Origin of the sequence: Neisseria flavescens, from assembly GCF_005221285.1 — a bacterium.
GTDB lineage: Bacteria > Pseudomonadota > Gammaproteobacteria > Burkholderiales > Neisseriaceae > Neisseria > Neisseria flavescens.
Window position 1 is genome coordinate 125070 of the sequence record NZ_CP039886.1, and the last position, 15412, is coordinate 140481.

Genomic DNA, 15412 nt, shown 5'->3' on the forward strand with positions numbered 1-15412 from the left:
TACAAATCAAAGGAAGCCTGCTATACTTAGCAGCTTATTTTGATTTGCGAAGTGAAATATCGACGCATCGATCTTTAACAAATTGGAAAGCCGAAATCAACAAACAAAGACAATGAGTTTGTTTTGATTTTTTGTTCCTTGCAAAGGATAAAAAATCTCTCGTAAGAGAAAAGAAAACAAACACAGTATTTGGGTGATGATTGTATCGACTTAATCCTGAAACACAAAAGGCAGGATTAAGACATAACAAAGCAGTAAGCTTTATCAAAGTAGGAATTTCAAGTTTGCTTCCCTAGTCAACGGGTAGGTAAACGAAGTCAAAGAGGTTCTTGAAATGATAGAGTCAAGTGAATAAGTGCATCAGGTGGATGCCTTGGCGATGATAGGCGACGAAGGACGTGTAAGCCTGCGAAAAGCGTGGAGGAGCCGGCAATAAAGCTATGATCCCACGATGTCCGAATGGGGAAACCCACCTCTTAGGAGGTATCCTTATCTGAATACATAGGATAAGCGAAGCGAACCCGGAGAACTGAACCATCTAAGTACCCGGAGGAAAAGAAATCAACCGAGATTCCGCAAGTAGTGGCGAGCGAACGCGGAGGAGCCTGTACGTGATAACTGTCGAGATAGAAGAACAAGCTGGGAAGCTTGACCATAGTGGGTGATAGTCCCGTATTCGAAATCTCAATAGTGGTACTAAGCGTACGAAAAGTAGGGCGGGACACGTGAAATCCTGTCTGAATATGGGGGGACCATCCTCCAAGGCTAAATACTCATCATCGACCGATAGTGAACCAGTACCGTGAGGGAAAGGCGAAAAGAACCCCGGGAGGGGAGTGAAATAGAACCTGAAACCTGATGCATACAAACAGTGGGAGCACCCTTGTGGTGTGACTGCGTACCTTTTGTATAATGGGTCAACGACTTACATTCAGTAGCGAGCTTAACCGAATAGGGGAGGCGTAGGGAAACCGAGTCTTAATAGGGCGAACAGTTGCTGGGTGTAGACCCGAAACCGAGTGATCTATCCATGGCCAGGTTGAAGGTGCCGTAACAGGTACTGGAGGACCGAACCCACGCATGTTGCAAAATGCGGGGATGAGCTGTGGATAGGGGTGAAAGGCTAAACAAACTCGGAGATAGCTGGTTCTCCCCGAAAACTATTTAGGTAGTGCCTCGAGCAAGACACTGATGGGGGTAAAGCACTGTTATGGCTAGGGGGTTATTGCAACTTACCAACCCATGGCAAACTAAGAATACCATCAAGTGGTTCCTCGGGAGACAGACAGCGGGTGCTAACGTCCGTTGTCAAGAGGGAAACAACCCAGACCGCCAGCTAAGGTCCCAAATGATAGATTAAGTGGTAAACGAAGTGGGAAGGCCCAGACAGCCAGGATGTTGGCTTAGAAGCAGCCATCATTTAAAGAAAGCGTAATAGCTCACTGGTCGAGTCGTCCTGCGCGGAAGATGTAACGGGGCTCAAATCTATAACCGAAGCTGCGGATGCCAGTTTACTGGCATGGTAGGGGAGCGTTCTGTAGGCCGATGAAGGTGCATTGTAAAGTGTGCTGGAGGTATCAGAAGTGCGAATGTTGACATGAGTAGCGATAAAGCGGGTGAAAAGCCCGCTCGCCGAAAGCCCAAGGTTTCCTACGCAACGTTCATCGGCGTAGGGTGAGTCGGCCCCTAAGGCGAGGCAGAAATGCGTAGTCGATGGGAAACAGGTTAATATTCCTGTACTTGATTCAAATGCGATGTGGGGACGGAGAAGGTTAGGTTAGCAAGCTGTTGGAATAGCTTGTTTAAGCCGGTAGGTGGAAGACTTAGGCAAATCCGGGTCTTCTTAACACCGAGAAGTGATGACGAGTGTCTACGGACATGAAGTAACCGATACCACGCTTCCAGGAAAAGCCACTAAGCTTCAGTTTGAATTGAACCGTACCGCAAACCGACACAGGTGGGCAGGATGAGAATTCTAAGGCGCTTGAGAGAACTCAGGAGAAGGAACTCGGCAAATTGATACCGTAACTTCGGGAGAAGGTATGCCCTCTAAGGTTAAGGACTTGCTCCGTAAGCCCTGGAGGGTCGCAGAGAATAGGTGGCTGCGACTGTTTATTAAAAACACAGCACTCTGCTAACACGAAAGTGGACGTATAGGGTGTGACGCCTGCCCGGTGCTGGAAGGTTAATTGAAGATGTGCAAGCATCGGATCGAAGCCCCAGTAAACGGCGGCCGTAACTATAACGGTCCTAAGGTAGCGAAATTCCTTGTCGGGTAAGTTCCGACCCGCACGAATGGCGTAACGATGGCCACACTGTCTCCTCCTGAGACTCAGCGAAGTTGAAGTGGTTGTGAAGATGCAATCTACCCGCTGCTAGACGGAAAGACCCCGTGAACCTTTACTGTAGCTTTGCATTGGACTTTGAAGTCACTTGTGTAGGATAGGTGGGAGGCTTAGAAGCAGAGACGCCAGTCTCTGTGGAGCCGTCCTTGAAATACCACCCTGGTGTCTTTGAGGTTCTAACCCAGACCCGTAATCCGGGTCGGGGACCGTGCATGGTAGGCAGTTTGACTGGGGCGGTCTCCTCCCAAAGAGTAACGGAGGAGTTCGAAGGTTACCTAGGTCCGGTCGGAAATCGGACTGATAGTGCAATGGCAAAAGGTAGCTTAACTGCGAGACCGACAAGTCGAGCAGGTGCGAAAGCAGGACATAGTGATCCGGTGGTTCTGTATGGAAGGGCCATCGCTCAACGGATAAAAGGTACTCCGGGGATAACAGGCTGATTCCGCCCAAGAGTTCATATCGACGGCGGAGTTTGGCACCTCGATGTCGGCTCATCACATCCTGGGGCTGTAGTCGGTCCCAAGGGTATGGCTGTTCGCCATTTAAAGTGGTACGTGAGCTGGGTTTAAAACGTCGTGAGACAGTTTGGTCCCTATCTGCAGTGGGCGTTGGAAGTTTGACGGGGGCTGCTCCTAGTACGAGAGGACCGGAGTGGACGAACCTCTGGTGTACCGGTTGTAACGCCAGTTGCATAGCCGGGTAGCTAAGTTCGGAAGAGATAAGCGCTGAAAGCATCTAAGCGCGAAACTCGCCTGAAGATGAGACTTCCCTTGTGGTTTAACCACGCTAAAGAGTCGTTCGAGACCAGGACGTTGATAGGTGGGGTGTGGAAGCGCGGTAACGCGTGAAGCTAACCCATACTAATTGCTCGTGAGGCTTGACTCTATCATTTGAAGAACTTCAAGAGATAAAAGCTTACTGACTGATTCAGTCATCACCGAATATATTGATTAAGGCTTTACCGATTTGTAACAGTTTAAGTTTGGCGGCCATAGCGAGTTGGTCCCACGCCTTCCCATCCCGAACAGGACCGTGAAACGACTCAGCGCCGATGATAGTGTGGTTCTTCCATGTGAAAGTAGGTCACCGCCAAACACCCATTCCGAAGCCCCCGACTGATGTCGGGGGCTTTTTACATGCCTGTCGTTTCTGTCGGTTTGGTGATAGGGAGATTATGATTACCTTGTTGTTATTCTTAAACAAAAGTACCGAAGTTACGGTTAACCGTTTAGAATATTTGAAATCAAACGATATTTGCGTTAATATGTTGTAAGCATTTATGTGGGTATGAGCTGTTGCCCTATCTGCGTATGTGACAGTGTTTACAGAGTGGAATAAAACCATTCTGTAAACAGCATGACTGATTCAATCAAATATGTTATGGGAAAAAATCTGATGAAGAAATTTTTATTTGGTGCGTTTGCCGCCGTTTGTGCGGCGTTCTCTTTGGCTGCCGTGAACATCAATACTGCGTCTTCTGTCGAACTGGAGGCCTTGCCGGGTATCGGTCCGGCTAAGGCGAAATCGATTGTGGAATACCGTCAGAAGAACGGTGCGTTCAAATCGGTGGAGGAGCTGAAAAACGTGAAGGGCATCGGTGATGCGGTGCTGAACAAGTTGAAGGCGGAGGCGACGGTTTCTTCTGCTGCGCCTAAGGCCGCACAGCCTGCCGTGAAAAAATAAGTCTGACGGTTAACTGCCGTATGCCGCCCCGAGGCCGAACCGCTTGCCGGTTCGGGTTGACGGGCGGCTTTGTATGGGGCCGGCAATGAGAGCTTGGGCAAAGCGGGGCTTTACATTGGGTAAAAGGGATAAACGGATAGTCTCCTGTCGGATGGGGATATAAAAGATAAAGGGAATAAAGATATGTACTCAAAGGCATTTGACGGAATACGGAATGGGGTAACTGTGCAGAGGGGGTATTCCTTGATACAGCTGTTGGTGGTGATGCTGTTGGTTTCGATATTGGCGACGGCGGCATTTACGGCCTATCGGGAATCGGTCCGCTCGGCCAACCTGCGTGCGGCGCATGCCGCCCTGCTGGAAAATGCGCGCTTTATGGAGCAGTTCTATACGAAAAAGGGCAGCTTTAAGCTGACGTCGACGAAGTGGCCGGAGCTGCCGGTGAAGGAGGCGGGTGGTTTCTGCATTCGGATGAACGGTCAGGCTAAGGGGATACTGGAAGGGAAGTTTACCCTGAAGGCGGTGGCGTTGGACAGGGAGGCGGAGCCGAGGGTATTACGCTTGAACGAGTCGCTGACGGCGGTGGTGTGCGGGAAGATGAAGGGGAAGGGAAGCTGTACGGACGGCGAGGAGATATTTAGGGGCAATGATGCGGAGTGTAAACCATTTGGCGCATAGGGTGGTCGTCTGAAGGGATAAAAGAAAAAAGGGCAAAAGAAAAGGACGTGTGTGGACACGTCCTTTGGGGGCAATGAGTTATTCGCTCCAGCTGACCCAGCCCAGCATCCAAGTAAGGAGAATCAGACCACCGAATACGATGCGGTAGTAGGCAAAAGGAACATAGTTTTTACTGGAGACAAATTTTAGCAAAGCTTTTACTGCCAATAAACCGGCGATAAATGCCGCGATAAAACCGATGGCAATTTGTCCGACATCTTGCAAGGTAAAGAGTTTGTAGTTTTTCAAGATGTCATAACCTGTTGCCGCAATCATCATCGGTACGGCAAGGAAGAATGAGAATTCGGTAGCTGTTTTACGTTCTAGCCCCCACAACATACCGCCCATGATGGTACTGCCTGAACGTGATGTACCAGGGATAAGGGCACAAATTTGGGAGCATCCTACAACAAATGCGTCGATTGGGCGCATATCATCTACATGGTTGACTTTAGGTTTGGCTGTTGCTTGGCGTTTTTCAACCCATAAAATGAAGAAGCCCCCCAGTACCAGCATGGTAGCAACGGTAATTGGGTTGAAAAGGTGTAATTTAATTTTTTTGCTGAACAATAGACCCACAGCCGCAGCAGGTATGAAGGCAATAAATAAATTCAGTACAAAGCGGTTGGCTGTTCGTTCTTTACCCAGTCCTTTTATGATATGGGTAAATCGTTGGCGGTATTCGAATACGACGGCTAATACTGCACCAAGTTGAATAGCAATTTCAAATACTTTTCCGTTGCTTTGAAAGTTCATTAAATCGCCGAATACAATCAAGTGACCGGTACTGGAAATAGGGAGAAACTCGGTTAAACCTTCGATAATACCGAGAATAAGTGCTTTAAATAAAATCAGAATGTCCATAAGTTTTCAGACGGCCTTGAGGCCGTCTTTCTTTTGTTGAATAGTTAAAGTGGTTTTGAGGATTGTTCGCGGCGGACTTTGACGATGAGCTCGTCTATGGTTTTCATACCGGCTTTCCAGTCGGTACCGTTGAAATTGACTTTGTATTTACCACCGACGATGACAGTTGGTGTGTTTTCAATTCGATAAGTTTCCGTCAATTGCTGCATTTTTGCAGCAGCCGATGCGGCAGCAGGACTGTTGTAGGTTTGAAGCAGTTTTTTACTGTCAAAACCCGTCTGTTTACCCACCCATGATCGGAATGCATTGGTATCGGCCAGGTTGATTTTTTGTTCATAAACTGCTTTGAAGATGACTGGATTGGCTTGATATTTCAAACCTGAAAGATTGACGGCTGCGGCAACCTTGGCCAAGCCCAACATTTCAGGCATCCAAACGACGTGTTCTGTTCGTAAGGAAACATCTTTAGCGAAGGTTTTACTGTGTTGCAACAAAACAGGATCGAGATGGTAGCAATGAACGCAGAAGTAGCCGAAAAACTCAAGTACTTCAATTTTTCCGGCTTGTTGCTGCGGGATAGGACGACTGAGGACAGTATAGTCCACGCCCTCGGTAGCAGCTTGCGCAATCAGGCTGAGCAGGCTCAGGCTGAGTGCGGCAATGGTTTGTTTTATACGCTGCTTCATATCAATGATTCCATTATTTGATAGAACGAATCAAGCTGTAGATATTATGACCTTGCAGGTTTTTTTGCAGTTTCACAGCGGCTTCCTGCGGCATGGTGTTACTTTGAACTCGGTAAATGGTTTTGTCGCCGTTTTGCGATTCAACCACTCTGGAAGAAACACCTAAAATAGCCAGTTTTGCACGTTGTGAGTCTGCGCTGGAGCGGTCTGCATATGAACCAAGTTGCAGGAAGGCTTTTTTACCGCTGTTGGCAGCTGTTTCGGCTTTTTCTGCTGACTGTTTACTTACAGAGTTGCTGCTTTCTTTTGCTGCAGAGGCATTTGCTGTTTTACGTGCTTTTTCGATGCTGCCGCTATTGAGGATTTGCTCAGGTGTTGGCTTGTTTTGCTTTTTGGCTTCAGCTGCTTTTTTCTCGGCCAGTTTGCGTTCGGCACGCTCTTTTTGTTTGGCAGTCAGCTGGTCGGCTGCTTTTTTGTCTTTGGCAGCTTTATCGGCAACTTCTTTTTCCGCTTGAGCTTTTTCTGCGCGTTTTTTCTCTAACTCGGCTTTTTTCTCAGCTAGTTTTTTCTTAGCAGCTTCTTTTTCTACTTCAGTTTTTGCAGCTTTTTCTTTGGCTTCGCGTTCGGCTTCGTCGGCAGCAGTTTTGTCTGCTCTTTCTTTGGTTTCACGTTCTGCTTGTTTGGCTTTTTCCTGAGCTTCTTTTTCCGCTTGAGCTTTTTCTTCAGCTTCTTTGGCAGCCTTTTCAGCCGCTTCTTTTTCAGCAGCTTCTTTTTCTGCTTTGGCTTTTTCTTCATCTGCTTGGGTAGATGAATTGTCGGTAGCTGGGTGTTTCTCCGCTTTGTCCTGAGGTTTCAGGATTTCAGGTTCTTCGCTTTGTTTAGGCTGAGTCAGCTCTTTGAAAACGTTTTGGTTGCCTTGGTTCAAGAAGAACAAAATACCGGCAATAATACCTGTTGCCAGTATCAGGCCGAAAAAGAAACCGGCCAAGCCTTTGCCATATTGTGTAGATTTTTTCATGACTTACCTTGTAATAATGTGTTCAGACGGCCTGAAAGGAGACTGTCTGAGTTTGGATTCGATATTTTATCAATAACCGTTATAGACGGCAAAATCCTGATGCTTTGTTTACTCTAGTTTTACTTAAACATAAAGATTCAGGCCGTCTGAAAAGTTAAAGGGCGCGACGGAAGCCGATGGCTTTCATCACATGGGTTTTGCTGACTTCTTCGTCCCCTGCTAAATCGGCCAGTGTACGGGCAACGCGCATGATGCGGTGGAAACTTCGTGCGGAAAGGGACAGTTTTTCAAGCATGGTTCCCAAGGCTTCTTGCGCTTCTTTTTGGATGCGGGCTTTGCCATCGAGTTCTCCGACACTCAGTTCTGCATTGACTTTGCCTTGTCTGTTGTATTGGATTTTTCGTGCGGTGGTAACGCGTTCCAATACGGTGGCACTGGATTCGCCTGCTTCTTGTTGCATCAGCTCGGCAGCGGAAAGGCTGGGTACTTCGATGGTTAAATCAATACGGTCGAGCAATGGCCCTGAAATTTTGTTGCGGTAGCGGGCAACGCTTTCAGGCGTGCAGCGGCAAGGTTTGGACGGATGGCCAAGATAGCCGCAAGGGCAGGGGTTCATGGCGGCGACAAGTTGGAACTTGGCCGGATAAACTGCTTGGCGAGCGGCGCGTGAAATATGGATTTCGCCGTTTTCCAAAGGCTCGCGCAATACTTCTAATACTTTACGGTCAAACTCGGGCAATTCGTCTAAAAACAACACTCCGTGGTGTGCCAATGAGATTTCGCCCGGACGTGGGTCTGAACCGCCGCCTACCATGGCAGCCGAGCTGGCGCTGTGATGAGGGCTGCGGAAAGGACGGTTGCTGTCGAGTTGTTGTTGATGGTTGGGCAGGAGCGAACGCAATGCCCAGACTTCGACCAATTCGTCTTCGGTCAAAGGCGGAAGGATGCCGGGCAAACGTTGCGAAAGCATGGATTTGCCCGTACCCGGAGGGCCCATCATCAACAGGCTGTGTCCGCCTGCCGCTGCGATTTCCAAAGCAAGGCGGGCGGTGTGCTGGCCTTTAACATCGGCTAAATCAGGAATTTTACTTTGTTCAGACGGCCTTTGCGTCAGCTTGCATTCAGTTTGTATCAACGGTTCGATACCGTTTAAATGCGCGGCCACTTCGCCTAAAGAACGTGCACCATAAACCGCGATACCGCGCATGACGGCAGCCTGTTCGGCATTTTCTTGCGGCAAGACGAACGAACGGCCAGCCTGCATTCCTTGCCATGCCATAGCCAGCGCGCCGCGTACGGGACGCAGCAGGCCGGATAGTGCCAATTCTCCGGCAAACTCATATTGCGAGAGCTTTTCAGGATTGATTTGTCCCGATGCGGCAAGAATGCCTAAGGCAATCGGCAAATCGAAACGGCCGGATTCTTTTGGGAGGTCGGCCGGTGCGAGGTTGACGGTAATTTTCTTGGCGGGAAAGTCGAAGCCGCTTTGGATGATGGCGGCACGCACACGGTCGCGGCTTTCTTTGACTTCAGTATCGGGCAAACCGACGATATTGAAATGTGGCAAGCCGTTGGCAAGGTGGGCTTCCACTTCGACCAACGGCGCATTCATGCCGCTTAAGGCGCGGCTGTAAACCAAAGCAAGCGACATGTTTCAGACGGCCTTATTCGGCAGCTTCGGTTTGTTGTTTGATTTCGGCAACAGCTTCTTCAGCAGCGGCTTCGGCAGCTTTCAAAACAGCTTCTTCAGGCTCTTGAGCGGCTTCGATTTTTGCCAAACGGGCTTCCAATTCGGCCAGTTTGGTACGGGTTTTAATCAAAACCTGTTGTTGGATGTCGAATTCTTCGCGGGTCACCAAATCCATGCGGTTGAACGCGCTGCCGAGCATGGCTTTAACGTTTTTTTCCATGTCTTTGGCAGGGCTGTTGGCGATGGTTTCGCTGATTTTGGAGCTGACTTCTTCGAAAAGTTGTTTGCCGAACATAATCCGTATCCTTTATTCAGAATGTATATAGAAATTCAAGTGGCTATTGTATAAGGGAAAAGGCCGTCTGAAAACGTTTTGCTTTTCAGACGGCCTCAAATGCGGAAGTTTACACGCCTGCGGCTGCTTTCAATGCGGCTGCTTTGTCAGTGCACTCCCAAGTAAATTCAGGCTCCTCGCGGCCGAAGTGGCCGTAGGCGGCGGATTTACTGTAAATCGGGCGCAGCAGGTCGAGCATTTGGACGATGCCTTTAGGGCGCAGGTCGAAATGTTCGCGAACCAAGGCAATCAGTTTTTCTTCGCTGATTTTGCCTGTGCCAAAAGTGTCGATGGAAATCGAAGTCGGTTCGGCAACGCCGATGGCGTAGGAAACTTGGATTTGGCATTGGGTTGCCAAACCGGCGGCGACGATATTTTTTGCCACATAGCGGCAGGCATAAGCGGCGGAACGGTCGACTTTGGACGGGTCTTTACCTGAGAACGCGCCGCCACCGTGCGGAGCCGCGCCGCCGTAGGTATCGACGATGATTTTACGGCCGGTCAAACCGCAGTCGCCTTGCGGACCGCCGATAACGAAGCGGCCGGTCGGGTTGATCAGGTATTTGGTTTCGTCAGTCAGCAGTTCAGACGGCAGAACAGGCTTGATAATCTGCTCAATCACGGCTTTGCTCAGTTCTTCATGGCTGATGGCAGGATCGTGCTGGGTGGACAGGACAACGGTGTCGATGCGTTTTACTTTGCCGGTTTCGCTGTCGTAAACCACGGTCAGTTGGGCTTTGGCATCAGGACGCAGCCAAGGCAGGCGGCCGTCTTTGCGCAATTCGCTTTGACGCTGCATCAGGCGGTGGCTGTAATAGATGGCAAACGGCATCAGGGTAGGGGTTTCGTCACAAGCATAGCCGAACATCAAACCTTGGTCGCCCGCGCCCTGGTTCAAGTCGATGCCTTCGCCTTCATTCACACCTTGGGCGATGTCCGGAGATTGTTGGTCGTAGTACACGCCGACTGCGCAGCCGTTGGCATCAAAACCCAACTCGGAGGAGTTGTAGCCGATACGTTTGATGGTTTCGCGTGCGACTTTGATGTAGTCCACTTGGGCGGTGGTAGTGATTTCGCCTGCCAATACGCACAAGCCTGTGTTGACCAAGGTTTCTGCGGCGACACGCGCTTTGGGGTCTTGCGCCAAAATGGCATCCAAAATCGCATCGGATACTTGGTCGGCAACTTTATCCGGATGGCCTTCGGATACCGATTCGGAAGTAAACAGATATTCGCTCATTGCTATTCTTTCATTAAAAACAGGCTGCTGTGTTTTCAGACGGCCTTTTATTTCGGACAGCGGAAATCATAACAAAAACTCCGCTTTTTCTCTATACAAGTGAGAAACATTCGCACTTGCCTGCTGTTTCGGAATCCTGTTGCGCGTTTCTTACAGGCAAAAAAATTCCCGCATTAAGCGGGTTTGGATTGCTCTGGCGAGCCACATCGGCTTTTCAACCGTCCACCTTACCTTTCCGTTTGAAAAGCAGGTTGGCATGGAATTCCCAACTCTTAATGCAGCGAGGATAGTAGCAGAAAAGCAGGTGTGCCGCAATATATTTGCCCGAAGTCTGTTTTGTTCAGATAGCCTGTTTCGTTTACAATCTGTCCACTTCATTTTGGTAAAACCTTATGCAAACGCTTGTTACCTTTGTTTTTAAATTTTTGGCCGCTCTGCCTTTGGCTTGGTTGCACAAATTAGGCAATCTGCTGGGCAGTTTGGGTTTCCGCGTGCTGTCGAAAGATCGCCGGCGCGTTTTCGAAAACATAAAACTTGCCGGATTGAAGCCGACGGACGAGGCGGTGAAAAAAGTTTTCCGTGAAACGGCAAAAGGCGGCTTGGAATTGCCGGTGGCGTTTTTCAGACGGCCTGAGGAAATTGAAAACCTGTTTGTCAGCGTCAACGGTTGGGAACATGTTCAGACGGCCTTGAGCGCGGGCGAGGGTTTGCTGTTTATCACGCCGCACATCGGCAGCTATGATTTGGCCGGCCGCTACATCAGCCAGCAATTGCCGTTTCCGCTGACGGCGATGTACAAGCCGCCGAAAATCAAGGCATTTGATGCCGTTATGCAGGCAGGGCGCGTGCGCGGCAAAGGCAAGACTGCGCCGACCAGTATTCAGGGCGTCAAACAAATCATCAAGGCACTGCGCGGCGGCGAAGCGACCATTGTGTTGCCGGACCATGTACCGTCTCCAGAGGAAGGCGGCGACGGCGTGTGGGTGGACTTTTTCGGCAAACCTGCCTATACCATGACGTTGGCGGGCAAGCTGGCGCAAGTCAAAGGCGTGAAGGCTTTGTTTTTCTGTGGCGAGCGTCTGCCCGACGGCAAAGGCTTTGTCTTGCACATCGAACCTTTGCGCGGCGAATTGAACGGCGATAAGGAGAACGACGCGCGCGTGATCAATGAAAATACCGAATATTGGATACGCCGTTTTCCGGAACAATATTTGTTTATGTACAACCGCTACAAACATCCCGAAGGCGCACCGTTGCCGCCTGCTTGAGTGGAATAGATTAAAAACCTGCTTTAAGGGAAGCAGGTTTTTATTTTGGTTGGGAACTCGGAAGATTTTCTTTCGGCTTAAACAAAGCCGAGGTTCAGAAAGAAATACATTAAAGCCTAGCATTTTCGCTGAAACAGTAAAGGCCGTCTGAAAAGCGATTTCAGACGGCCTTTACCATAATCTTTTGCCTTTTATTTTCATGCGCTGCTGAACCGTTTGCCCTGATGGCATTATAATGCACGTAATTGTTTTTTTCGATGGCATGTCATGTTTTATCTCTTTCAATCCGACCGTTTGGAATCGCTTGCCGAAATGTGTGCGCGTATTCATCAGGCTTCGCCCTTGGATTCTGTATTGGCGCAGGAAGAAGTGGTGGTGCAGAGCCAGGGGATGCGGCGTTATCTGAATGTGTTTTTCGCGCGCGAACTCGGCGTGGCGGCGAATTTGAAGTTCAGCCTGCCTGCCGGTTTGGCGTGGCAGCTGATGCGCAAATTGGTTCCCGATGTGCCGCCGCTCAGTCCGTTTTCGCCTGAAGTCATGCGTTGGCGTTTGCTGGATTTGTTCCGCAGCGAAGTGTTTCAGACAGCACCGGAATACGAAAACGTGCGCCTGAAGCTGGAAAGTTATTTGCACAGCTCGGCATCGGCGGATTATCAGCTTGCCGGACAGATGGCGGATATTTTCGACCAATATTTGGTGTACCGCCCGGATTGGATTGATGCGTGGCAGGCTGGGAAGCTGCTGGGTTTGGGCGATGATGAGGATTGGCAGGCGCGGCTGTGGCGTTATTTAGACGATGGCAGCCAATCTGCGCCGCACCGCGTGGCCTTGTGGGAAAAGCTGTTGGCGCAGTTGGATAAATCGGTCTTGCCGCAAAGGTTTTTTGTATTCGGTATTTCGACAATAGCGCCGATGTATTTGCAACTACTGCACCAAATTTCCAAGCATTGCGATGTGTTTGTGTTTGCGCTCAACCCGAGCAGCCAATATTGGGGCGAGGTCATCGACGAGGCGCAGATTTTGAAAAGGGGCGATGAGGCGGATTTGTCGCAGGCAGGGCATCCGCTGTTGGCTTCTTTAGGCAAGCAGGGGCGCGATTTCTTTGATTTTCTGTCGGAAGTGGAAACCGAACAGGATATTCAGGTTTATGAAGAGGGAAAAGACGATACCTTGTTGCATTGCCTGCAAAACGATATCCAAAAGTTAATCATGCCGTCTGAACGCTTGTATCAACAGGAAGAAGGTGAAGTAGGCGTGCAGTCGGCTTTGGTTCAGGTTCACGATGCGGACGGCAATCCAGTGTGTGTCGAGCCGGACAAACTGTTGAATGACGGCTCCGTCAAAATCGTCGCAGCACACAGCCCTTTGCGCGAATTGCAGATTTTGAAAGAAGAGCTGTCGCTGGTGTTGCAAAATAATCCCGACTGGCAGCCGCACGATATTGCCGTGTTGACACCGAACATCGAGCCGTACAGCCCGTTTATCGAAGCCGTTTTTGGACAGGCGCATGCAGGCAGCCAGGCTTTGCCGTATTCGATTTCGGATGTGAAGCTCAGCCGCCGCCAGCCGTTACTGTATGCTTTGGCGCAAACTTTGGACTTGCTGGAAAGTCGGTTTGAAGTGGACAAGGTGCTGCCTTTGCTGGAAAGCCGGTTGGTGCTGCAACGTTTCGGTTTGAGCGAGGAAGATGTGCCGCTGCTGCATGAGACTGTTGCCGGATTGAATGTGCATTGGGGTTTGGACCAAACCATGCGCGACGGTAAAGACAACCTTTTTACTTGGCAGCAGGCGGTAGAGCGCTTGGCCTTGGGCTGGATGCTGCCCGAAGGCGGCAACGGCATGTGGCAGGGCGTGAGCGCGTGGCATAGCAACGTCAATCAGCTGGACGTGTTCAGCGGTTTTGCCGAATTTGTCCGTACTTTGGCCGATATGGCGGCGCAATGGCAAGAGCCTGCCAATGTGGAAAGTTGGGTGCAGCGTTGCCACGATTTGCTGGAGAAACTGTTTGCTCCGGATACGGACGACCAATACGCCAAGCAGCAGTTTGAGCAGGCTTTGGCGAAATGGCAGGAAGAGGCGCAGTTGGCCGAATTTGACGGATTGTTGCCGTGTAAAACCGTTATCCGCCATATCCGCCGCTTTTTGGACAGCGAAAGCCAAGCCGGATTTTTGAGCGGCGGTATCACTTTTTGCAGTATGGTGCCGATGCGCAGCCTGCCGTTTAAAATGGTTTGCCTGTTGGGTTTGAATGACGGCGATTTTCCGCGCAATACCAAAGCAGCGGTGTTTGACCTGATTGCCAAACATCCGAAAAAAGGCGACCGCGCCCGCCGCGACGACGACCGTTATCTCTTCCTCGAAGCCTTAATCAGTGCGCGAGACATGCTGTATTTGTCTTATATCGGCCGCGATATACGCAATGATGCCGAGTTTGCGCCGTCCTCGTTAATCAGTGAGCTGCTGGATACCATTGCCGCCATGACGGGGAAAAGCGGACGCGAGTTGTCAGAGAAATGGGTGAAACATCATCCTTTGCAGGCGTTCTCACGCCGTTATTTCCAAAAGGACGCGCTTTCAGACGGCCTCTTCAGTGCGCGCCAAGATTACGCCGATGCGTTAAATCAACCGCAAGCGGAAGCGCAGCCGTTTTTCCTTGAGGCCTTAAGTCAGGAAGAACCGGGCAAAACCATTCACCAGGGCGAGCTTGTCAGTTTTTGGCGTAACCCTGTCAAAGTTTGGCTGAAGAAAAATTTAAGCTGGGGTCAGCCGTATCTGGACGGCGCATGGGAGTCTGCCGAACCGTTTGAGCCGCAACATGAAGGTCGGATTGCCGATGCCTATTTGGATGCGCGGCGCAAAGGGGAAGATTTTGAAGATACGGCCATTCGGCTGAATGCCGAAAGCCTGATGCCGGTAGGCGAATTGGGCGGTTTGTGGCAGAAGCAGTATCAAGTATCTGCGAAAAACGTGGATGCCGAGCTGATACGTAGTGACAAAAGGCCGTCTGAACCTTATGAAGAATCCTTTGACGACTTGGTGTTACAAGGCACCATCGGCAATCTTTACGAATGCGGCCGCATTGTGTTTCTAAACCAAAAAGACAATGCCCCCAACCGCATTGCCCGTTTGTTGGAGCATTTGATTTTTTGTGCCGTCGCCCCTAAATCCGTTGCAAACCGACAAACCCATATTGTCAGCTTGGGGCAGACTGAAACCTATGCCGCCATCGGGCAACAAACAGCAAAAGAACTTTTGAAAGAATGGCTGGTATATTTCCGAATCGGACAAAATACCCCCTTGCCGTTTTTTGCCAAAACCAGTCTTGCCGCTGCGGAAGAGTACAACAAGAAAGAGGATTGGGATGCTGCCTTGAGAAAAGCCCATGATGTTTTTAACGGCAATAAAATGAGCAAAGGGCAGAAGGAATATACCGAAGTGAAGCTGGTGTTTGGCCATTCGGAAGAATCGCCTCTTGATGAGCCGCTATTTGAAAACCTCGTCGTCAATCTGCTTGTGCCGCTTTTGAACGGCGTGGCAGGGAAAACCGATACAACAGAACAGGAGTAA

10 protein-coding genes, 2 rRNA genes and 1 riboswitch are annotated in these 15412 nt (G+C 50.0%); of the genes, 6 read left to right on the forward strand and 6 right to left on the reverse strand.

Features of this window, described 5'->3' with window-relative positions; all coding sequences use genetic code 11:
• Positions 1-341 precede the first annotated feature (341 nt).
• From FAH67_RS00695 to FAH67_RS00710, 4 genes are all read left to right on the forward strand, one after another.
• Positions 342-3230 (forward strand): 23S ribosomal RNA (locus FAH67_RS00695).
• Positions 3231-3326: 96 nt separating this feature from the next.
• Positions 3327-3440, forward strand: a 5S ribosomal RNA gene (gene rrf, locus FAH67_RS00700).
• A 300-nt stretch (positions 3441-3740) separates the two neighbouring features.
• A complete protein-coding gene (locus FAH67_RS00705; RefSeq protein ID WP_039863774.1) occupies positions 3741-4028 on the forward strand; it encodes a ComEA family DNA-binding protein in 288 nt (95 codons plus the stop codon).
• Between the two features lie 264 nt (positions 4029-4292).
• The gene (locus FAH67_RS00710; protein WP_341869382.1) at positions 4293-4706 is read left to right on the forward strand and encodes a type IV pilin protein; all 414 of its coding nucleotides are present in this window, start codon (positions 4293-4295) and stop codon (positions 4704-4706) included.
• 78 nt (positions 4707-4784) lie between these two features.
• Here FAH67_RS00710 and FAH67_RS00715 read toward each other — a convergent pair whose 3' ends face one another.
• From FAH67_RS00715 to metK, 6 genes are all read right to left on the reverse strand, one after another.
• The gene (locus FAH67_RS00715; RefSeq protein ID WP_003682048.1) at positions 4785-5609 is read right to left on the reverse strand and encodes an undecaprenyl-diphosphate phosphatase; all 825 of its coding nucleotides are present in this window, start codon (positions 5607-5609) and stop codon (positions 4785-4787) included.
• A gap of 44 nt (positions 5610-5653) precedes the next feature.
• On the reverse strand, positions 5654-6295 hold the full coding sequence (locus FAH67_RS00720) for a thiol:disulfide interchange protein DsbA/DsbL (RefSeq protein WP_003682051.1): 642 nt from the start codon (positions 6293-6295) through the stop codon (positions 5654-5656).
• 13 nt (positions 6296-6308) lie between these two features.
• Positions 6309-7313 carry an SPOR domain-containing protein gene (locus FAH67_RS00725; RefSeq protein WP_112890839.1) on the reverse strand — a complete coding sequence of 335 codons (1005 nt, stop codon included), beginning with the start codon at positions 7311-7313 and terminating at the stop codon, positions 6309-6311.
• 154 nt (positions 7314-7467) lie between these two features.
• Positions 7468-8964: a YifB family Mg chelatase-like AAA ATPase gene (locus FAH67_RS00730; RefSeq protein ID WP_003682057.1), complete on the reverse strand. Its 1497-nt coding sequence runs from the start codon at positions 8962-8964 to the stop codon at positions 7468-7470.
• A gap of 13 nt (positions 8965-8977) precedes the next feature.
• Positions 8978-9298 carry an accessory factor UbiK family protein gene (locus FAH67_RS00735; RefSeq protein WP_003682060.1) on the reverse strand — a complete coding sequence of 107 codons (321 nt, stop codon included), beginning with the start codon at positions 9296-9298 and terminating at the stop codon, positions 8978-8980.
• Positions 9299-9407: 109 nt separating this feature from the next.
• Complete coding sequence (gene metK, locus FAH67_RS00740; protein WP_003682062.1) at positions 9408-10577, reverse strand: methionine adenosyltransferase; 1170 nt, start codon at positions 10575-10577, stop codon at positions 9408-9410.
• Positions 10578-10750: 173 nt separating this feature from the next.
• A riboswitch (SAM-I-IV-variant riboswitch) is annotated at positions 10751-10861 on the reverse strand.
• 108 nt (positions 10862-10969) lie between these two features.
• On the opposite strand from metK, the gene FAH67_RS00750 reads away from it, so the two are divergent.
• Positions 10970-11845: a lysophospholipid acyltransferase family protein gene (locus FAH67_RS00750; protein ID WP_003682066.1), complete on the forward strand. Its 876-nt coding sequence runs from the start codon at positions 10970-10972 to the stop codon at positions 11843-11845.
• Between the two features lie 267 nt (positions 11846-12112).
• A complete protein-coding gene (gene recC, locus FAH67_RS00755; protein WP_003682067.1) occupies positions 12113-15412 on the forward strand; it encodes an exodeoxyribonuclease V subunit gamma in 3300 nt (1099 codons plus the stop codon).

What these genes read in the sequence shown, in the direction of transcription:
- FAH67_RS00715 (WP_003682048.1), bottom strand. Translation starts at nt 5,609, where the DNA reads ATGGACATTCTGATTTTATTTAAAGCACTTATTCTCGGTATTATCGAA.
- FAH67_RS00730 (WP_003682057.1), bottom strand. Translation starts at nt 8,964, where the DNA reads ATGTCGCTTGCTTTGGTTTACAGCCGCGCCTTAAGCGGCATGAATGCG.
- FAH67_RS00725 (WP_112890839.1), bottom strand. Translation starts at nt 7,313, where the DNA reads ATGAAAAAATCTACACAATATGGCAAAGGCTTGGCCGGTTTCTTTTTC.
- FAH67_RS00710 (WP_341869382.1), top strand. Translation starts at nt 4,293, where the DNA reads ATGCTGTTGGTTTCGATATTGGCGACGGCGGCATTTACGGCCTATCGG.
- FAH67_RS00720 (WP_003682051.1), bottom strand. Translation starts at nt 6,295, where the DNA reads ATGAAGCAGCGTATAAAACAAACCATTGCCGCACTCAGCCTGAGCCTG.
- FAH67_RS00705 (WP_039863774.1), top strand. Translation starts at nt 3,741, where the DNA reads ATGAAGAAATTTTTATTTGGTGCGTTTGCCGCCGTTTGTGCGGCGTTC.
- FAH67_RS00735 (WP_003682060.1), bottom strand. Translation starts at nt 9,298, where the DNA reads ATGTTCGGCAAACAACTTTTCGAAGAAGTCAGCTCCAAAATCAGCGAA.
- recC (WP_003682067.1), top strand. Translation starts at nt 12,113, where the DNA reads ATGTTTTATCTCTTTCAATCCGACCGTTTGGAATCGCTTGCCGAAATG.
- FAH67_RS00750 (WP_003682066.1), top strand. Translation starts at nt 10,970, where the DNA reads ATGCAAACGCTTGTTACCTTTGTTTTTAAATTTTTGGCCGCTCTGCCT.
- metK (WP_003682062.1), bottom strand. Translation starts at nt 10,577, where the DNA reads ATGAGCGAATATCTGTTTACTTCCGAATCGGTATCCGAAGGCCATCCG.